14 protein-coding genes are annotated in these 20,520 nt (G+C 41.1%); 13 read left to right on the top strand and 1 reads right to left on the bottom strand.

Annotated features, from left to right (window positions below; all coding sequences use genetic code 11):
* Nucleotides 1-7: 7 nt before the first annotated feature.
* Nucleotides 8-1,273, top strand: a complete 1,266-nt coding sequence (locus LC033_RS06800; RefSeq protein ID WP_226567492.1) for a peptidase — start codon at nt 8-10, stop codon at nt 1,271-1,273.
* 25 nt (nt 1,274-1,298) lie between these two features.
* Here the strand turns inward: LC033_RS06800 and LC033_RS06795 are convergent, their stop codons facing one another.
* The gene (locus LC033_RS06795; RefSeq protein WP_226567491.1) at nt 1,299-1,520 is read right to left on the bottom strand and encodes a YgaP family membrane protein; all 222 of its coding nucleotides are present in this window, start codon (nt 1,518-1,520) and stop codon (nt 1,299-1,301) included.
* 124 nt (nt 1,521-1,644) lie between these two features.
* On the opposite strand from LC033_RS06795, the gene LC033_RS06790 reads away from it, so the two are divergent.
* The 12 genes from LC033_RS06790 (at nt 1,645) to LC033_RS06735 (ending at nt 20,512) form a co-directional block, all read left to right on the top strand.
* Nucleotides 1,645-3,387 (top strand): adenine deaminase C-terminal domain-containing protein, encoded by a 1,743-nt coding sequence (locus LC033_RS06790; protein ID WP_226567490.1) that lies wholly within the window; start codon nt 1,645-1,647, stop codon nt 3,385-3,387.
* A 555-nt stretch (nt 3,388-3,942) separates the two neighbouring features.
* Nucleotides 3,943-4,257, top strand: a complete 315-nt coding sequence (locus LC033_RS06785) for a YerC/YecD family TrpR-related protein (protein WP_226567489.1) — start codon at nt 3,943-3,945, stop codon at nt 4,255-4,257.
* Nucleotides 4,258-4,828: 571 nt separating this feature from the next.
* Entirely contained in the window at nt 4,829-5,521 is a 693-nt protein-coding gene (pcrB, locus tag LC033_RS06780) for a heptaprenylglyceryl phosphate synthase (RefSeq protein ID WP_226567488.1), read from the top strand.
* Nucleotides 5,522-5,577: 56 nt separating this feature from the next.
* Nucleotides 5,578-7,800 carry a DNA helicase PcrA gene (gene pcrA / locus LC033_RS06775; protein WP_226567487.1) on the top strand — a complete coding sequence of 741 codons (2,223 nt, stop codon included), beginning with the start codon at nt 5,578-5,580 and terminating at the stop codon, nt 7,798-7,800.
* A 44-nt stretch (nt 7,801-7,844) separates the two neighbouring features.
* Nucleotides 7,845-9,851, top strand: a complete 2,007-nt coding sequence (ligA, locus tag LC033_RS06770; protein ID WP_226567486.1) for an NAD-dependent DNA ligase LigA — start codon at nt 7,845-7,847, stop codon at nt 9,849-9,851.
* A 15-nt stretch (nt 9,852-9,866) separates the two neighbouring features.
* The gene (locus LC033_RS06765) at nt 9,867-11,054 is read left to right on the top strand and encodes a CamS family sex pheromone protein (protein WP_376776420.1); all 1,188 of its coding nucleotides are present in this window, start codon (nt 9,867-9,869) and stop codon (nt 11,052-11,054) included.
* A 165-nt stretch (nt 11,055-11,219) separates the two neighbouring features.
* Nucleotides 11,220-11,438 carry a hypothetical protein gene (locus LC033_RS06760; RefSeq protein WP_226567485.1) on the top strand — a complete coding sequence of 73 codons (219 nt, stop codon included), beginning with the start codon at nt 11,220-11,222 and terminating at the stop codon, nt 11,436-11,438.
* Nucleotides 11,439-12,000: 562 nt separating this feature from the next.
* Entirely contained in the window at nt 12,001-16,470 is a 4,470-nt protein-coding gene (locus tag LC033_RS06755; protein ID WP_226567484.1) for a non-ribosomal peptide synthetase, read from the top strand.
* Complete coding sequence (locus LC033_RS06750) at nt 16,467-18,008, top strand: serine hydrolase domain-containing protein (RefSeq protein WP_226567483.1); 1,542 nt, start codon at nt 16,467-16,469, stop codon at nt 18,006-18,008. Before LC033_RS06755 ends, LC033_RS06750 begins: the two co-directional genes overlap by 4 nt.
* Nucleotides 17,971-18,951 (top strand): cysteine peptidase family C39 domain-containing protein, encoded by a 981-nt coding sequence (locus LC033_RS06745; protein WP_226567481.1) that lies wholly within the window; start codon nt 17,971-17,973, stop codon nt 18,949-18,951. Before LC033_RS06750 ends, LC033_RS06745 begins: the two co-directional genes overlap by 38 nt.
* Entirely contained in the window at nt 18,948-19,658 is a 711-nt protein-coding gene (locus LC033_RS06740; protein ID WP_226567480.1) for a thioesterase II family protein, read from the top strand. The genes LC033_RS06745 and LC033_RS06740 overlap by 4 nt, the downstream gene beginning before the upstream one ends.
* Nucleotides 19,655-20,512, top strand: a complete 858-nt coding sequence (locus LC033_RS06735) for a 3-hydroxyacyl-CoA dehydrogenase family protein (RefSeq protein ID WP_226567479.1) — start codon at nt 19,655-19,657, stop codon at nt 20,510-20,512. The genes LC033_RS06740 and LC033_RS06735 overlap by 4 nt, the downstream gene beginning before the upstream one ends.
* Nucleotides 20,513-20,520 lie beyond the last annotated feature (8 nt).

Below are 20,520 nucleotides of genomic sequence, written 5' to 3'. Positions count from 1 at the left end.
GACCAACTTGCAGCCAATCACACGTATCAAAAACTGGATGAGAGAGCACCAGGATGAAGCCATTACGCTTCTTCAGCAAATGGTGCAATGTGACAGCACACAAGGAAATGAAAAAGAAGTACAGCAAATCGTCGCAAATAAGCTTTCAGCCATTGGTTTTGATGTAGATGTATGGGATATCGGCGGCGATGAATTGCTGGAACACCCTTATTTTTATTCACCGCGGCGTTCCTTTAAAGAAAGTCCCAATGTAGCTGGGCGATTGAGAGGGAAAGGAAACGGAAAATCCATTTTATTAAATGGCCACGTGGACGTTGTACCTGAAGGTGATATGAAACAATGGACATATCCGCCCTATAGTGGGTATATCATAAACGGGAGACTTTATGGACGCGGTGCAACAGATATGAAAGGCGGGAACGTTTCTTTACTCTTCGCACTTGAGGCGCTGCATGCGCTTCAGATTCCTCTGAAAGGAGATGTGGTGTTCCATAGTGTGGTCGAAGAGGAAAGTGGCGGGGCAGGCACACTTGCAGCGATACTAAAAGGGTATACAGCAGATGCTGCTATCATTCCGGAACCAAGCCATATGAAGATATTTCCGATTCAGCAGGGATCAAAGTGGTTCAGGCTGTACATTAAAGGAAGGGCAGCTCATGGCGGAACAAGATATCACGGTGTCTCCGCTATTGAAAAAAGTACCATTGTTCTTTCACATATAGCGGCACTTGAAGAAGAGAGAAATAAGCGAATCACCGAGCCACTGTTTCAGCATATCCCCATACCGATACCGATCAACATTGGGAAAATTCAAGGCGGTGATTGGCCGTCCTCTGTAGCAGACCTTGTCACAATGGAAGGCAGGCTCGGCGTGATGCCGGGTGAAACGGTTAAACAGGCAGAGAAGGAATTAGAAAATTGGATGGCGGGACTTGCGGAAAAGGATGAATGGTTTCAAGATCATCCTGTGGAAGTCGAATGGTTTGGTGCAAGGTGGCTTCCAGGTTCAATTGATTCAGATCACCCGCTTTTAGATCTATTGAAGGAACAATATGAAGAGGTATTGAAGGAGCCGCCAAAGATTGAAGCTGCCCCTTGGGGAACAGATGGCGGCCTATTGTCACAGGCTGCTGGTATCCCGATCATTGTGTTCGGACCTGGTACCACGGAGCTTGCCCATTACCCAAATGAATCCATCGACATTGAACAAGTCATCGAAGTAGCTGAAATTATCGCTGGTACGATAGTGAAATGGTGTGAAGTAGCAGAATGATGGGGTCATAAAAAAGAAGGCTGTCTCATTCAGCCTTCTCTTTATGTGTGTCCTGCTGCTCACACATATACGTCACTGGACAAAAACGAAGAATACCAGATGCCATCTTCATACCGCCAAACATGATGCTGAAAAGAAGCATTTTACTCCATGGTCTTCTTGAATATAAGGATCCAGCCACAGTACATATCGTCATTCCGCAGGCAATTCTAATGAGCGCTTCCATTAAGTCAAGATTAGGTTTCATTGAATGTGAATCTCCTTTTTAAATTATTTTAAGTGTGATTTCAAGAAATTGTAACGTTTCATTAATGCGTAACATGATTCGTTATGTTACGATAGGGCTAATACAAATGAAGGAGAGTATGTGAATGTCCGAACGTACTTTTAATTGGAGAAACAATGACATCCGTACACAAATCGATGTAGTCGACTCAAAAATAGTTCCAACACTCCTTTTAATGAATGGACTCGTGCTAAACCCGTTTTTAAAGCAATGGGTGAAGGCAAATATTTGGATACATGATGATCGAATTGTTTATGTCGGAGCAGAGCTTCCTCAAAATAAATCAGCTAAACGTGTAATTGATTGTAAAGGGAAATACATTGTGCCAGGGTATATTGAGCCTCATGCGCATCCGTTCCATATTTATAATCCCCAATCACTTGCAGAATATGTGTCTCAATTTGGCACAACAACGATGGTCAGCGATAACTTATTTCTTCTCTTGCAGAGCAATGAAAAGAAAGCGCTTTCCACTTTATGTGAATTAAAAAAGCAGCCATTTCAATATTTTTGGTGGTCCAGATACGATCTTCAAACTGAAGTGAGATATGAAGATGAGGTGCTTCCTATCAATTATCGCAAGGAATGGATTGATCATCCTGACGTCCTTCAAGGCGGCGAATTAACAAGCTGGCCAAGATTGATGGACGGTGATGATCTCATTTTATATTGCATGCAAGAAACGAAGAAGCAGAGAAAACGGATTGAAGGGCATTTTCCCGGTGCTTCTGAGAAAACGCTAACAAAAATGAAGCTGTTTGGAGCGGACAGTGATCATGAAGCGATGAATGCGGACGATGTGCTAAAACGATTGTCCCTTGGCTATTATGTATCACTGCGTCATTCTTCCATTCGCCCAGATTTAGTGAATATCTTAAGAGAACTTCATGAGCGTGATTTTAGACAGTATGATCACTTTTTTTATACAACAGATGGATCCGCCCCCCACTTTTATGAAGAAGGCATGATTAATCGCTTAATTTCAATTGCACTTAAAGAAGGTGTACCCATCATTGATGCGTACAATATGGCGACATTTAACATTGCGAAATACTATCAAATTGATGACTTATTAGGAGTTGTCGGACCTGGTCGATTGGCTTCTTTGAATATTTTAGATGATCCGTTGAATCCAAATCCTGAAACAGTTTTATCCAAAGGGGTAATTCTCAAATTAGAAGGCGAAAACCAGCATCAATTCAAAGAAACAAAATGGGAAAACGGCGGGCTTGTTCCACTAGACTTAAGCTATGACCTGACAATGAGCGATTTGCAATTCTCTATGCCGCTTGGTGTAAAAATGAGAAATGCCGTCATCATGGAGCCTTATACAGTGGAGATTGATAACTCTGTCAATCAACTGTCATGTGACCATGATCAAAGCTTCTTTAGCCTGATTGATCGAAAAGGCGAGTGGCGTGTGAATACAATGCTAAAAGGCTTTGCAAACAAGATACAAGGCTTTGTCAGCTCATTTTCAACAACTGGTGACATATTAGTCATCGGGAAAAATAAAGAGGATATGATGCTTGCTCATAAGCGAATGAAAGAAATCGGCGGAGGGATCGTGCTCACAGAGAACGGAAAGATTTTGCATGAAATACCGCTGCAATTATCCGGCTGTGCATCATCTGAACCGTTTGAGACTGTTCTTCATCAGGAACAAACATTACGCAAGCTGCTCATAGAGCGCGGGTATCCATTTGATTGTCCAATTGATACACTCGTCTTTTTCCAAAGTACACACTTGCCTTATATTCGAGTGACACCAAGAGGAATATTTGATGTCATGAAAAAAACTGTACTCTTTCCGTCTATAATGCGTTAAAATATAACAGAGTGGAGCTGTATCATCTTTGTCTGATTTCTGACTGCTGTTATAGGGCAGAAGTGAGCAATGGGTCTCTTCGCTTCTATGTAAGGTGAGATCATCTTATATGGAGATGTTGACAAAGCAGAGGGCTTGACATGACGAATGAAGTGTCCTAATTGTAAAATGAATCTGTCGGTTACGCTGGCCGACCAATATATTTTGATCGATCAAGCAAGACGGGGTGCATATTTGTTGTCTCGGTAAGCTTTCCACACATACTGTATTTAAGGCAGACCTAACAGTGCAGAAGTGATCTCGAAATCAGAACAAACAAGTTTGTCAGATTGTCGCACAAGGAATATGACAAAACTTGTCGAATTTGTTTACGATAAAGAAGCTTCGGCTTACGAAAGAACCTGGCGGCATTTTCAGCGTAGCACCAAACCTGTCATGATTATAGTTCAAAGCTCATTGCTGAGGTTGAAAAAAATGAGTCAGAAAAGATACCGCTTTCTCGGAAGATTTTCGTGCGAAGCGGTGTGCCAATAGTAAAGGAGAAGATGTATAAAGATGCAAATTGATAAATTAAGGGGCAAAAGCTTAGATCAGTTATTCAACTCCATCTTATCCCTTAAAGACCTGGAAGAATGCTATCGATTCTTTGATGATTTGTGCACCATCAATGAAATCCAATCTTTATCACAGCGTCTTGAAGTAGCGCGTATGCTTCGCGAGGGAAACACGTATCATAAAATTGAAACGGAAACAGGTGCGAGTACGGCAACTATCTCACGTGTCAAACGCTGCTTGAACTATGGAAATGATGCCTATACGATGGCACTTGACCGCGTAGCAGAGCAACAAGCAAATGACGAAACAAATTAAAGGAGTCTTCCTGTAAACAATCCTTTTTGCGAAACGGATTTGTTTACAGCTTTTCTCAGATGAACACTTTGAGCCATTTCAGTTGTAATGGCTCTGTTTTATTTTATTCAGCTCGCCAATAACTCCATCTTTTTCTGTGATGATTTCCTTAACACCTAATGTTCGACCACAACACGAATGTTTCTCCGTCATTTGGCTTTAAATCAATGACATGTTCACCTGAATGCATACTCATTTGATCTTTTTCGGTGTTTTGTTGGAACGAATGAAATTCTAAGCAACTGGAAGAGGCAGAAGCCAGTAGTAAATATGAAAATCTGCCGGAAACTTGCCTCGATTTCTTTTATTATCTATCATCTGATAAGAATTCCGTTTCATTCCCCGAACCTTTTCTCAAGAAATACTTTTCTCCTCATTCCATTCACTTCTCTATGTTCTTTAAACGTGATTGATCAAGAATGTCAGCTAAAAAAAGTGAAACTTTTAGCTGAAGGAGGTTACCCGTTTTTTGCGGTCACTGATTTTGTTATAATATTTAAATGGAATGAAACGAAATGGAGGAACGTTTTTCATGTATGATGTTACCGAGTGGAAGCACGTCTTTAAACTCGATCCAAATAAAGAGATTTCCGATGAACAGCTAGAGGCCATTTGCGAATCTGGTACGGATGCCATATTGATTGGCGGAAGTGACAATGTGACAGAGGACAACGTGCTCCAATTGATGTCAAAGGTCCGCAGATTTCTTGTCCCATGTGTGCTTGAAATTTCGACACATGAGATGATTGTACCGGGCTTCGATATGTATTTCATCCCCACCGTGTTAAACAGCACCAATCAAGATTGGATTGTTGGGCTTCACAAAGATGCGATGAAGGAGTACGGTGATTTGATGTCAATGGAAGAGATTGTGCCGGAAGGATATGTGATCTTAAACGAAGATTGTAAAGTGGCCAAGCTCACAGAGGCAAATACGGCGTTGGATATAGATGACGTAAGAGCATATGCAAGAGTGGCAGAGCATTTGATGAAACTGCCCATTTTTTATCTAGAATACAGCGGGACGCTTGGAGACATAGATCTTGTCAAAGAAACAAAAGCAGTGCTTCATGAAACGGTTCTTTTTTATGGTGGCGGCATTGAGAACGCAGAGCAGGCAAAGGACTTTGCCCAGCATGCAGACGTGGTTGTTGTAGGAAACGTCATTTATGATCATTTCAAAGAAGCGTTAAAGACAGTCGACGCAGTCAAAAAATCATCATAATCAAACAAGACGAAATGGATTAAAGGGAACAAAAGTTCGAATTGGCGGTGAATGTAATGAATGAAATATCGAATCATCTATTAGAAGGGCTGAATGATGCGCAGAAAGAAGCGGTCAAAGCAACAGACGGTCCGCTATTACTGATGGCAGGAGCAGGAAGTGGTAAAACACGAGTGCTCACACATCGAATTGCGTACTTAATGGCAGAAAAGCATGTAGCTCCGTGGAACATTTTAGCGATTACGTTTACGAATAAAGCTGCACGTGAAATGCGTGAACGTGTAGAAGCTATTTTAGGACCGGGTGCAGATGACATTTGGATCTCTACTTTTCACAGCATGTGTGTCCGAATTTTAAGACGGGATATTGACCGGATTGGTGTGAATCGCAACTTCTCTATATTAGACACATCTGATCAGCTTTCAGTGATTAAGAACATTTTAAAAGAACGAAATATTGATCCTAAAAAGTTCGACCCACGCAGTATTTTAGGATCGATCAGCAATGCAAAAAACGAACTCATAGACGCAGAAGAATATGCAAAAACAAATGCTGACTTCTACGATCAAGTGGTCAGCGACGTGTATACAGATTATCAAAAACGATTGCTCAAAAACCAATCACTTGATTTTGATGATTTGATTATGATGACGATTCGTCTGTTTGAACGCATCCCTGAAGTATTAGAGCATTACCAGCGGAAATTCCAATACATTCATGTTGATGAGTATCAGGATACAAACAGAGCGCAGTACATGCTTGTGAAACTACTGGCTCAGCGTTTTCAAAACATTTGTGTCGTCGGTGACTCAGATCAGTCCATTTATCGCTGGCGTGGAGCGGATATTACAAACATTCTCTCCTTTGAAAAAGATTACCCGTCCAGTGAAGTGATTCTTCTTGAACAAAATTACAGATCCACTAAACGAATTTTGCATGCCGCGAATATGGTCATACAAAACAATGCAAACCGTAAACCAAAAAAACTTTGGACAGAAAATGATGAAGGTGCGAAGGTTGCCTATTACCGAGCAGATAATGAATTCGATGAAGGTCAATTTGTTGCTGGGAAGATTCGTCAGTTTCATCAAAGCGAAAAGCGCAAATTATCCGATTTCGCAATCCTCTATCGAACCAATGCTCAGTCTCGTGTCATAGAGGAAACATTAATGAAGGCGAACATTCAATACAACATTGTCGGCGGCACGAAGTTCTATGACAGAAAAGAGATCAAAGACATTTTGGCATACTTACGACTTGTGGCAAACCCAGACGACGATATTAGTTTCACGCGAATTGTCAACGTACCAAAGCGTGGTATCGGGGCCACATCTGTTGAGAAAATTGCTGCGTATGCAGAGATGAATGACCTGTCGAGGTCTGAAGCACTTGGTCAGGTGGATTTCATTGGACTAAATGCAAGGGCGGCCAATGCTCTTGATGAATTCAAACAGCTCATTGATCAGATGACGAATATGCAGGATTATTTATCTGTCACCGAATTAACGGAAGAAATACTAGAGAAAACAGGCTATCGTGAAGCGCTTAAGGTCGAAAAGACGATTGAAGCACAAAGTCGTTTAGAAAATATAGACGAGTTTCTATCCGTCACAAAGAACTTTGAAGAACAAAATGAAGATAAATCGCTTGTGACCTTCCTGACTGATCTCGCTTTAGTTGCAGACATTGATAAGCTGGATGAAAATGAGGAGGAAGATCAGGATGCTGTCATCTTGATGACCATTCACGCAGCCAAAGGTCTAGAATTCCCGGTTGTTTTCTTAATGGGGATGGAGGAAGGTGTCTTCCCGCACAGCCGTTCATTAATGGAAGATGCAGAGATGGAAGAAGAACGCCGCCTTGCTTACGTAGGCATCACACGGGCTGAAGAAGAGATTTATTTATCGAGTGCCAAGATGAGAACATTATTTGGCCGAACGAACATGAACCTTGAATCAAGATTCATTAGAGAAATACCAGCCGATTTATTGGACAACCTAATTGAGAAAAATGAATCGAAAAAACCGTTTGGCCAAACAAGAGAGAGACCGCAAAGACGGGGGCCTGTCTCACGTCCGCAAACACAAACCATTCAAAACACAGATGCCGGTAGTATTGGCTGGGCTGTGGGTGATAAAGCTGCCCATAAAAAATGGGGAGTTGGAACGGTTGTAAGTGTGAAAGGCAGCGGAGATAGCACAGAGCTTGATATTGCGTTCCCAATCCCTACAGGCATTAAGCGACTACTCGCAGCATTTGCGCCAATCGAGAAGCAATAAAACGATAGGACTTACAAAACGGAAGAATTGAAAGGAAGAAGCAGATGGATAAAGAAGCAGCGAAACGCCGGATCGGGGAACTGCACGAGATTTTGAATCAATACAACTACGAATATCATACACTTGATCGTCCAAGTGTTCCTGATGCTGAATATGATGCGCGGATGCGTGAGCTGATTTCTCTTGAAGAAGAACACCCTGATTTGAAATCAGCGGATTCTCCCTCACAAAGAGTAGGAGGTGCTGTTTTAGTTGCCTTCCAAAAAGTACGTCACGGCACACCGATGCTCAGCCTCGGGAATGCGTTTAATGAACAGGATCTTCTTGATTTTGACCGCCGGGTTCGTCAAGCAGTGGGTGACGATGTCGCATACAATGTCGAGCTGAAAATCGACGGACTTGCTGTTTCTCTCCGTTATGAAAACGGGGTGTTTGTCGGAGGTGCCACGCGAGGTGACGGGACAACGGGTGAGGATATTACGGAAAACCTAAAAACCATCCGTTCCATCCCTCTTAAAATCAACCGTCCTCTATCGATTGAAGTGAGAGGCGAGGCATTTATGCCAAAGCCTTCTTTTGAAGCATTAAACGAAAAAAGATTACAAAACGAAGAAGAGCCGTTTGCAAACCCGCGTAATGCGGCTGCGGGCTCACTTCGTCAGCTCGATACGAAAATTGCAGCGAAACGAAACCTCGATATATTCGTCTACAGTATAGCGGATCTTGATGAAATCGGTGTAGAAACGCAAAGTGAAGGGCTTGATCTTCTAGAAGATCTAGGCTTTAAAACCAACAAAGAAAGACGAATGTGCCAAACGATTGAGGAAGTGATCGACCTCATCGAAACAATGAAAACAAAGCGTTCCGATTATTCATATGAAATCGATGGAATTGTCATCAAAGTGGATTCATTGGCTCAGCAGGAAGAGCTGGGCTTTACAGCAAAAAGTCCCCGCTGGGCTGTTGCGTACAAATTCCCCGCCGAAGAAGTCGTGACGAAGCTGCTCGATATTGAACTAAGTGTGGGGCGTACAGGCGTCATCACACCAACAGCGATACTAGAGCCTGTAAAGGTAGCAGGAACGACGGTACAGCGTGCTTCTCTTCATAATGAAGATTTGATCAAAGAAAAGGATATTCGGCTATACGATCAAGTGATTGTGAAGAAAGCGGGCGATATTATTCCAGAGGTTGCCGGCGTGCTTGTCGATCAGCGAACAGGTGAAGAAAAGCCGTTTCACATGCCGAGTGAATGTCCAGAGTGTCAAAGTGAGCTGGTAAGAATCGAAGGTGAAGTGGCCTTAAGGTGTATCAATCCAGAATGTCCCGCACAAATACGTGAAGGACTCATTCACTTTGTTTCTCGTAATGCGATGAACATTGATGGTCTTGGCGAGCGGGTCATTACACAACTTTTTAAAGAAAAACTTGTGTCTCGTGTGTCTGATCTTTATCGATTAACGAAAGAACAGCTGATTCAGCTTGAACGAATGGGCGAAAAATCTGTCGATAATTTACTGCGTTCCATTGAACAATCGAAGGAAAATTCCCTTGAACGTTTACTATTTGGTCTTGGCATTCGATTTATTGGCTCTAAAGCGGCGAAAACCTTGGCCATGCATTTCGAAGACATCGATCAATTAAAGCAAGCGACGAAAGAACAATTGCTCGAAGTAGATGAAATTGGTGAAAAAATGGCCGATGAGGTTGTCACTTACTTTGAGAAAGAAGAAATACTGGATCTGCTAAATGAACTAAAAGAGCTTGGGGTTAATATGACCTACACAGGGCGAAAGCCGTTAAAAGCAGAAGAAAGTGATTCCTACTTTGCAGGAAAAACCATTGTGCTCACAGGGAAATTAGAAGAAATGTCTCGAAACGATGCAAAGGCAGCGATCGAAGCATTAGGTGGTAAATTAGCAGGTAGTGTGAGTAAAAAAACAAACTTAGTTATTGCCGGAGAAGCAGCTGGAAGTAAACTGACAAAGGCAGAAGAACTCAATATTGACATTTGGGACGAAGCTAAAATGCTCGAGGAGCTAAAGAAATAAGAGGAGTGTTTTCTATTGAAAAAGTTGTTATTGCTGCTGACAATGCTCACACTGGTATTGTCAGCGTGCGCACCTTTTGGGGGAAAGGATGAGAAAGAAGTCACAAAAAAAACGGATGAAACGAAGGAAACAGCGATCATCCCGATGTACAATATCTCTGACTCCTATTACAAAATGGTGCTGCCGTTTAAACAAGGTGCTGCAAGGGGATTAACAGCAGAGCGTCTTAATACACGCTTGGATATTGATGAATTTGAAACAGGTCTCATGCGCCTGGCAACAGAGTCATTTAATACAAACGACTATCTTTTTCAAGAAGGACAGCATTTAGATGAGGATACCGTTCTAAGCTGGCTGGCGCGCAAAAAAACAGGAAGTGATTTGAAAAAAGCAGAAAAAGAAGATGAAAACTTTAAGAACCTAGGCTTAAACCCTCCTCTTCCAAATTCAGGATCAACAAAGTCCAAAAACGAAAATAGTCCAATCTACTTAGCTTCGATGCTAGAGCATAATTACTTAATTCGAAAAGACAAAAACAGCTTACAGCTTGGCGGAGTCGTTATTGGTCTTGCGCTGAATTCCGTTTATTATTATCGAGAAAATATTGGCGATCCTCAGCAAGAGGTGACCATTGATTCATCGAAAAATTCAAAAAAACTCTTAGAAGAGGGCGAAAAAATTGCAGAACAAGTGATTAAACGAATACGCCAAATGGACGGTTTGGAAAAAGTGCCTGTGATGATTGCCCTTTATAAGCAAGCGCCAAAATCGTCCATCGTGCCAGGAAACTTTATCGCCAAAACCGATGTGAAAGCAGGATCATCTGATATCGGCAATTGGGACACGATCAAAGAGGAGAATGTATTCTTCCCTTCAGATAATGCCAAAAGCAACTACAAGAATGATTCAGAAAAATTTGATCGCTTCAAGACAAAGGTAGAAGACTACTTCCCAAATTACACCGGAGTGGTAGGAAAAGGCTTCTATAAAAATGGAAACATGCAAAAAATGAAAGTTGAAATTCCAATGCAATTCTATGGGAAAACAGAAGTAGTGGCTTTCACACAATATTTAACAGGTGAAGTCATGGATTACTATAAGAGCACAAATATAGAAATCTACATTACTTCTTCTGATCAACAAGAAGCCCTTATTACGAAAAATGCTGAAGATAAAGAACCAACAGTCCATATATATGACTAATTTAAAAAACCGCCTTTTGGCGGTTTTTTAAATTAGTAAAAAAGTATCAAATTAAGAAAATGTTGTTATAAAAAGTAGAAGTGTAGAAAATAATGTATTATTATGTATGGTAATGAAGAGAAAATAGAGATTACCATTTTACTTTTTATTAGGGGGGGCAAACCCTTGCTAAATTTTGGGGATTCACTATATGTTCTCGTTCTAACCTTCCTGACGTATCAATTTACAAGTTCTACGCTGATTGCTTCAATGGTGGCCGTCTCGCAGTTTGTCGGACAAGTACTTGGAGCGGTACTCATCCCTTTCTTTATGTATCATTTTAAGCTAAAAAGAAACTCATTTTCTATTTGTAAATATGTCAAATTATTTTCTTCCGTTGCTTGATTATATTCTACAACTAGCATCATTTTCTATTTCTATCTTTTTTATCATAGTATTTCTACTTTCTTTAATAGATGGGGGAACCATTCCAGTTAGAAATTCGATGATCCCGCTTTTAGTAGAAAAGCCCTTTTTATTAAAAAGCCAATAGTTAGATTTTCACTTCTGGTCTATGGTTAGGACTGAATGAATCAGCTAGGTTCAGTTTGTTATTTGTATTTTTATTAGGCCCAGCCTTTCAGCTTCGTAGTATTTCTATTCACACAATACGTAAAAGATACACTGAGTCAAATTTGAATTGCCTAAAATACTATAAGCTCAACATACATTATCCACTTTTATATATGGATTGCCCATCCTCGTTATGAGCACCATGACCGATCTCTTTGGGACAAGAATCGTCTTTTTTTCAACGTTGCCCTCTTTACTGTGTCGTCTTTCCTAGCGTCTACATTAAAAAATGAACATTTTTAGACATTTAAGCTCAATTATTTACAAAAATACCATTATATGATTTAATATGTTCGTAGAAATGTTAACTATACGAAAAGTAGAGGTGGCGTAATTGACTAGTAGTTTAGTATATTGGCCATTAACACATCCACAAAAGCGCGTTATAAACATGGAAACATTTTATCCAGAGACACCGATCAATCATATTGGTGGTATTATTTTCGTCAATGGGCCATTGCAGCTGGACAGACTTAAGCAGGCCATTGTATGTTGTATCAGGACGACAGAATCTCTTCGTCTCAAGCTAGTAGAGAAAGACGGAGTGACTCTTCAATACGTTGATCCAAACGCCGACAACCATATACCTGTATATGAGTTTTCAACCCATGAACTCATGTTAGAATGGGCCGAAAAAGCCTTCAAAACACCGTTTCAATTACTAGAAACCTCTCTTGTCGAATTCGCTGTATTAAAAGTCGGTGAACAACAGTCTGGTTATTTCATCAAATGCCATCATACTGTAGCAGATGGCTGGTCGATGAAAGTAATCATCGATAAGATTAGTCAACTTTACACTGCTCTTACACAAAACTCCTCAATCGAACAAGATACAGACGATCATTCTGTTTTTATTGATAAAGAATCGAAATATATGAACTCCCCAAGATTTAAAAAAGATCAGCAGTTTTGGAAAGAAACCTTATCTGATGTGTCTGATAGTTATTTGGTACAAGGAACTGACCAAATTAAAGGCCATCGACAAAGCCATTACCTTAATCGACAACTTTCAGAACGAATCTATGATTTTATAGATACCCATCATTGTTCAATCAACTCATTATTTACTTTAGGCCTCTTCGTTTACTTGCATAAAAGATACCAGCAAAAAGATTTTATTATTGGGACTCCAGTTCTCAATCGTTCCGGCCAGAAGGAAAAAGCTACATCCGGTATGACTGTCAGCACAATGCCTTATCGAATGAAGATCGATCCTCACCTATCTTTGTTAGAAAGTTTAACAGACGTACAAAAAAGCTATAAGGCTTACTTCCTTCACCAGCGCTATCCATATGACGCACTCGTCAAAGATTTAGAGCTGGCAAAGGCAGGATATGATCAGCTTTTTCAAATCTTTATCAACTCTTACAGCACAAATATGGTGCAGGAGATGGAAGGATACGCAGTTGAATATATAGAGCTTTACAATGGATTCCAGCCATATGGCTTACAAGTTGCTGTGAAAGAATGGGATGAAAAAGGGCAAATTGAGCTGCAATATGACTACAAAATCTCAGATTATGCCAAGGAAGACATCGACTTCCTTCATGAGAGAATGCTTCTATTTGTTGAGAACATACTCACCCATCCCGAACAGTGCTTGAAGGATGTCCTTTTGATGACAGAAGAGGAGAAGCATCGAGAGCTTTACCAATGGAATGACACAACCATTTTGTTTCCTCAGGAGAAAAAAATCCATGAATTGATCACAGACATGTCAAAGGCCTCTCCTAGTCGAATAGCGCTTCAGGATGGATCTCACGTGATGACATACGATGAGCTTGAGAGAAAAACCAATCAAATGGCGCATTTCCTTCAAACTCATGGGTTGCAGCGGCATGATTTTGTTGCTGTATGTATGAATCATTCACCAGAACTCATTGTGTTGCTACTAGGGATTTTAAAGGGGGGCGGTGCATATGTACCGATTGATCCTGAGTATCCGCAGGAGCGCATTCAGTTTATTTTGGATGATAGTCAGGCGAAGCTGTTTTTAACAGATCAAGCATCGTCATTCCCTTTTGAAGGGGATACGTACAATATGTACAACGTGTGGGATGAGTTGGTTCAGTATGATTCCGATCATCCATTCATTGGAGATGCGGAAGACGTTGCATATATGATCTATACTTCTGGCTCTACAGGACAGCCAAAAGGGGTCATGATTGAGCATCGAAGCTTAGTGAATTATATCATGTCTGCCAAATTAAACTATACAGATTCAGCCGATGATCACTTTGCATTGTATTCATCCATTGCATTTGATTTAACAGTGACATCCATCTATACACCATTGGTGATTGGAAGTAAGGTGGTGATCTATCGTCAAGAGGATCAGCCAGGCTTTTTATTAGAACATATCTTGCTTGATCAAAAAGCAAAAGTTATTAAGCTGACACCAGCACATATGGCGCTGCTAACAGATGTTGCACTCACGCAATCAGTTGTGAAGCGGATGATTGTTGGCGGGGAGCAATTATCGACAGCTCTGGCCAAAAGAATCATCGAGGCAAGTGATGGGCGAATTTCTATCTTTAATGAATACGGACCCACAGAAGCAACGGTTGGCTGCATGATTCATCCATTTCATCAAGACGATGGCGGGACATCGGTGTCAATTGGTGTGCCGATGCCAAATACGGAGATTTACCTTTTAGATGAGAATCAGCAAGTGGTGTTACCAGGAACAGTGGGAGAAATGTATATCTCAGGCGCGGGCGTTGGCAGAGGATATTGGCAGAGACCTGACTTGCAGGAATCACGCTTTCTGCCTAATCCATTTGTGAGTCATCGTCGTATGTACCGAACAGGTGACATTGCTAAACGAGCAACCGATGGAAAGCTTGAGTATATTGGCCGGATTGATCATCAAATCAAGCTGCGAGGTTACCGGATTGAACTGGGGGAAATTGAACTTGCGCTTATGGCACTCGAAGAAGTAGATAAAGCGGTTGTCATTGATCTCACCGATGAAGCTGGAGAAAAACAGCTCGCTGCTTATATTGAATTAAAAGAGAAACAACTAACAACCTTTTTGCTGAGAAAAAAATTATCAGATCAGCTCCCAGCCTATATGGTACCAGCGTATTTTGTTGTATTAGATGAGCTCCCGCTAACTCAAAATGGGAAAATTAATCGATCAGCACTGCCTGATCCATTGCTGTCTCAATTGGAAACCCCGGTTGAATGGTCAAGGGAAACAGCGGCCATCGAAGAGATCATGTTAGATACAGCAAAAGATATATTAGGGCATGAGAACATCGAACCGGCTGATCATTTTTATCAGCTTGGCGGTGACTCCATTAAGGCGATCCAGTTTATCGCGAAGTTAAAAGAAAAGGGGCTCTATTTAAAAACAAAAGATATGTTTACTTATCCAATCTTTAGAGAAATGGCACAAATTGTTCAGCAGGAACCTGTATTACATATCTCACAAGAGCAGGTGATGGGCGATGTGAAATCGATTCCAGTTGTCGAATGGTTCTGGTCTAAGCAGTTGGAAAATGAACATTTCTGGCATCAATCTGTCATTGTTCATTCAAAGCAGAAGATGGATGAGAGAATTGTACAGGATGCCTTAAAAGAGCTGATCAATCATCATGACGGATTAAGGTTAAAAGTACATGAGGCGACAAACATACTCTTTTATGATGAAGGCATTCAGCATATTCCTCTGGTGATACGCGATTTCACAGAGCAGGAAGAAGAGAATGTGCAAGAAGCGTTAAAAGAAGTGGGTTTTCAGTTAAAGCAAAGCACCCATCTTTATCAGGGACCGTTAATTCAAGTAGCACTTTGTCAGACATCTTCTCAATCGCATCTCATTTTTGCTGCGCACCATCTTTTAGCTGACGGCATGTCTTGGCAAATTCTTGTGGAGGACTTGATCAAATTATTGCATGCAGAAAAGGTGACAGCAGAGGTACTTCCGCTCAAAACCCATTCATATCAGATTTTTGCAGAGCGGATAAACCAATATGCAGCATCAGATGATGTAAAAGAAGAATTCAGCTATTGGGAGAAAGAGATTCAGGATATTCAGCCTTTGTATCAATTGGCAACAAGTGAGGGATATGTCAAAGATGAAATCAAACTGACCAAGTCATTATCAGTGGAACTGACGAATCAATTGATCAATCAAGCGAATAAAGCGTATCAAACGCAGCCTCATGAACTGTTAATTTCAGCTTTAACTCAAGCCTGTTATCAGCAAACGAATCAAAAACGGATTTCTATAGAATTAGAAGGTCATGGCAGAGATGCTGTGCAGGAAGATATCGATGTTTCTCGAACGTTCGGATGGTTTACAACCATGTATCCAGTGAATGTCAACGTTTATGAGTCTCTATCAGATCATATTCGAGCAGTAAAAGAAACGATACGTGAAGTACCAAATAAAGGTGCAGGCTACGGTTTGTTGTCACTCATCAATAGACAGCTTCCGGACCATTCAGCGCCACAATTACGCTTTAACTATTTAGGTGAGATCGATCAGGTACTTAAACAATCGGCTGATTATGAGATGTCCTATTTCACCTCAGGTACTGATTCGTCATTGGATAATCAGCTAACCACCGTCATCGATATGGTCGCAACGATCAAGGGCGGTCAGCTTATTTTTCATCTTTCTTTTAGCAGAAAACAGCTTTGTGAAATAGACATGACGCAGCTTTTACATGAGATAGAACGGCAAATTGAACGCATGGTTCAGCATTGTCTAGAGAAAGAAGAGGTCGAATTTACACCGTCTGATTTTGAAACAGTGGATATGTCTCTTGAAGAAATGGATTCGTTATTTACATGAGGGAAATTCAGCACGTTGTCTACATTTCATTTGTACTGGCATTGTTATGGATTAATAGTTTTGCCGGTCAAGCAAATGCACAAGCAGCCATTTCACCTAAAGCCATTGATCAAGTCATTGAAGAACAGATGGAGCTGGGACGCATTCCAGGCATGTCCGTTGTGGTTGTGAAAAAGGATCAAGTGGTGTACCAAAAAGGCTTTGGTTATGGAGACCGAAATAAGAAGAAACCTGTTACAGACAGCACTTTTTTTGAAATCGGTTCTACATCAAAGGCATTTACTGCTCTTGCTATTGTTGAACTAGAGAAGCAAGGGAAAATTGATCTGAAGGAGCCGGTGAGCAGCTATATTCCAGGTTTTTTTCCAACGTTTCATGGCAAGCCTCAGCCGATCACTGTGGATCAATTGATGCATCATACAAGCGGAATTCCTTTTCAATCCATTGCGCTTATCCAGCCGGAAGATTCAAAGGATGCGTTGAAAAAAACAGTCCATCAGCTGAAATCAATCGAGCTCAATCGCAAGCCAGGGAACTCCTTTGAATATGCCACCATCAACTATGATGTTCTTGGCCTTATCATTGAAAACGTAACAGGCGAGCCGTATGAGGCATATATGAAAAGACTGTTTAAAAGACATCACCTTGATCAAACGGAGGCAGGCCAAGACCGAATAAAGCACGGTGTTGTCTCGGAAGGGTTTAAACTGCAATTCCTTGCTCCGCAGGTCTATCACGCACCGGAATATCGAGGGAACACCCCTGCAGGCTATATTGTGATGAATAGCCAGGAGGTTGGTACTTGGCTGCAATATCAATTGACCGATTCAACATGGTCTCGCTTTGTAAAAAACCCGGATCACTTGACTGTGAATGTCCCAGACGAAGGGAAGCATGTCTATTACAATGCCGGCTGGTATATAGAAAAAAAGCATGAGCATGTGGAATCGTTATTTCATGCAGGCTCCAACCCAAATTATTCATCGTTTTTTCTTATTCAACCAAAAGAAGGCGTTGCTATCGGAGTTTTAGCGAATATGAATAGCATCTACACCGAGCAAACAGCCCGTCTCGTTGCCAATACGATCGTGGGAACAAAAGAACAAGTAGAAGCACCGGCTGATCCATTTCAGCTCATTGACAAATTAAGCCTTGCAGCTACAGGCCTGTTTATTTTGCTGCAAATTGTGTCTATCCTCCGATTTGTCAAGTGGAGAAGGAGGATCAAAAGGGGCATTGTGGTTCAGCGGAAGATGACACTTGCCGTTTTGCTGAAAAGTTCCTACTGGGTGTTGTTGTTGATTGGTGTGTTGATCCTGCCAATGATCCTTTCACAAGTGGCCTTTAACGGGCTACCTTGGAAGATGATTTTTGTATGGGGACCTTCCTCTCTTATTGAACTTGCTATCTCTTATTATTTGTTTTTCATTTGGTTTTGTACGATTGGTTTCATCAAAGGGTTCACGATGACATCTACTGCTGGAAAGAGAGGACAAGAATATGGCCGTCAAACAGATTTCAGGCATTCAACCTTATAATGAATTGTTTTATCGTAGCTGTTTCTTCAATTGCTTTTTTCCGATTGTGAAGCTGTATGATCAAGAAGTCGTTCCATACCTATTAAATGATCAATTCGCATATGGCCTTACAGACGACGGTTTTTTGCAGATTGACTGCATGTCAACGCATGATCCAGAAAGGATTATGAATTTTCAAGGCATTAAAGTCGAAAAAATCAAATATTGTGCCAATCTTATTGAGAAAGTCAAACAAGATGTGACGCTGGATCGCCCGGTCATTGTGTGGGTAGATCCTTACGTTCAGCGAGGAAGAAAAGAGTATTTGACGACGCATAGCCGCCATTCGATTTTAATCACGGGCTTTTCTGAAAAGCAGCAAACCTTCGATGTGTTAGAAAATCGGCATTTAGATAATTTGTCATATGAGCATCAAGTGTTGTCATATGGAGACGTGCAGAAAGGGTATGACAGCTTTCATGATTATTATCAGCCGAATGATCAATTTCACTCCTATGCGGCTTTCCGCTTTGATCCGGAAAAGGTCTCGACTGAATTATTTGATCAAAAAACGGCATATTTCCTGAGAAATATGCATGGTCAGCTTGAAACAATAGAAAAAGGAATCACAGCTCTTGAAACATATTATGAGCAGTTTCCACAATTGGATGACATCGAGAAGCTCGTGACATCTTTCAATCAGGTGATCAATATCAAGAAAGTGGAGCTGTATCGGCAGAATCTGATGAAAGAGGACATACCTGAAATGGTGCGGTGGACGGAATGTATTTTAGCAGAATGGGAGAAAGCGAGGCATCAGGCAGCAAAACTCCTTTTTTCAGGTGACATGTCCAGTAGGTACCAAGCAAACATCAAAGCTTCCTTAGAAAAAATAATCCATGATGAAAAAAACTGGCTTGAAGTGTTGGAAAACAAATGCAAAAGGGAGTGTGGCGTGTCGTGAAGTTATTTTGCCTACCGTATGCAGGTGGAGCAAGCACCATATTCAGTACGTGGAAACCATATATAGACCAGTCGATAGAAATTCATGCGCTTGAACTCCCTGGACATGGGACAAGAATGACAGAGCCTGTGCTGACTGATTTACATCAGGTCGCAGACGATCTTTACTTACAGGCATCCTCTTCCTTAAAAGAAGAAGAGCCCTACGCCATTTTTGGTCATAGCATGGGAGCCGTCCTTGCATACGAACTACAAAAAAGAATGAAAACAAGATTAAACAAAGAGCCTGTCCATGTCTTTTATTCTGGACGCTTTCCGCCACATATTCCAGAAAAGAAAGTCTATCATCAGCTGTCAGATGTCAAATTAAAAGAGGCGATTATTGAGATGGGAGGCGTTCCAGAGGAACTTGCTGATAACCATGCAGTGCTTGATTTCTTTCTGCCGATTTTAAGAGCAGACTTCCAGATTCTGGAGAACTATCAGTGTGATGAAGTCGTTCCAGCCGCTTGTCCAATTTCTATTTTCTATGGTACGGAAGATTTGCCTTCTGTGCTGTTTGATTTAGAAGATTGGGACCAGTATACAAGAGAAGATTGTGCGTTCTTTGAATTCGATGGAGATCACTTTTTTATTCATCCATTAACAAATGAAGTAGTAGAGAAAATCAATGTCATTTTAAAGCGAATTGGAGTGTTGGAAAAATGAACACGAAGCACGTAGGCATTATTGGAGCAGGTGTGATGGGGGCTGATATGGCATTAGACCTTTCAGCAAATGGCTATCAAGTCACATTAGTCGATCTCACAGAAGAAAAATTAAACGAAGCGTTAGAAAAAATCAAGAAGACATACCAATTGGTTCAATTTGTTAGAAAAAAGAAGATCTCCTTGTCCTTAGAAGAAGTATTGTCCCACATCCAGTTATCGACTTCATTTGAAGGCTTACATGATGCATATATCGTCATTGAAAATGTGACAGAAGATTGGGAGATTAAAAAGCCAATTTATGAAGAAATGCGAGATATTTGTGCTAAAGAAACCATTTATTTTGTAAACACAAGCTGTATTTCCATCACAAAGGTAGGATCCCTTATGCATCACCCTGAAAAGGTCATCGGGGCGCATTTTATGAATCCTGTTCCTCTAAAAGCGTTAGTTGAAGTCATTAGAGGAAAAGCGACTTCTGATGAAACAGTAGAAACGGCAAAAGATTTCTTGAAATCCTTTGATAAAACACCTGTCGTCGTGCATGATCTACCAGGATTTGTTTCCAACCGTGTGCTGATGCTGACAATCAACGAAGCCATCTGGGCTGTGCAAGATCAAGTCGCCACACCAGCTGATGTCGATAAAATTTTCCGCGGGGGCTTTGGTCATAAAATGGGTCCGCTTGCGACAGGGGACTTGATTGGACTCGATACGATTTTGAATTCATTGCTTGTTTTATATGAGAGCTACAAAGATCCTAAGTTCCGTCCGTGTCCTTTACTTGTCAAAATGGTCGACGCAGGCGAGTACGGGAAAAAATCAGGTAAGGGATTTTTCCAATATGACATGTGAGAGGAGAA

Source organism: Bacillus stratosphericus, assembly GCF_020524495.1.
Lineage (GTDB): Bacteria > Bacillota > Bacilli > Bacillales > Bacillaceae > Bacillus > Bacillus stratosphericus_B.
The sequence above is the reverse complement of the archived record's forward strand: the minus strand, read 5'-3'. Positions and strand labels throughout refer to the sequence as shown.

Bases quoted from the DNA above. Each gene is read 5' to 3' on its own strand.
- LC033_RS06750 (WP_226567483.1), top strand. From the start codon at position 16,467: ATGAGGGAAATTCAGCACGTTGTCTACATTTCATTTGTACTGGCATTG.
- LC033_RS06735 (WP_226567479.1), top strand. From the start codon at position 19,655: ATGAACACGAAGCACGTAGGCATTATTGGAGCAGGTGTGATGGGGGCT.
- pcrB (WP_226567488.1), top strand. From the start codon at position 4,829: ATGTATGATGTTACCGAGTGGAAGCACGTCTTTAAACTCGATCCAAAT.
- LC033_RS06745 (WP_226567481.1), top strand. From the start codon at position 17,971: ATGGCCGTCAAACAGATTTCAGGCATTCAACCTTATAATGAATTGTTT.
- pcrA (WP_226567487.1), top strand. From the start codon at position 5,578: ATGAATGAAATATCGAATCATCTATTAGAAGGGCTGAATGATGCGCAG.
- ligA (WP_226567486.1), top strand. From the start codon at position 7,845: ATGGATAAAGAAGCAGCGAAACGCCGGATCGGGGAACTGCACGAGATT.
- LC033_RS06785 (WP_226567489.1), top strand. From the start codon at position 3,943: ATGCAAATTGATAAATTAAGGGGCAAAAGCTTAGATCAGTTATTCAAC.
- LC033_RS06790 (WP_226567490.1), top strand. From the start codon at position 1,645: ATGTCCGAACGTACTTTTAATTGGAGAAACAATGACATCCGTACACAA.
- LC033_RS06795 (WP_226567491.1), bottom strand. From the start codon at position 1,520: ATGAAACCTAATCTTGACTTAATGGAAGCGCTCATTAGAATTGCCTGC.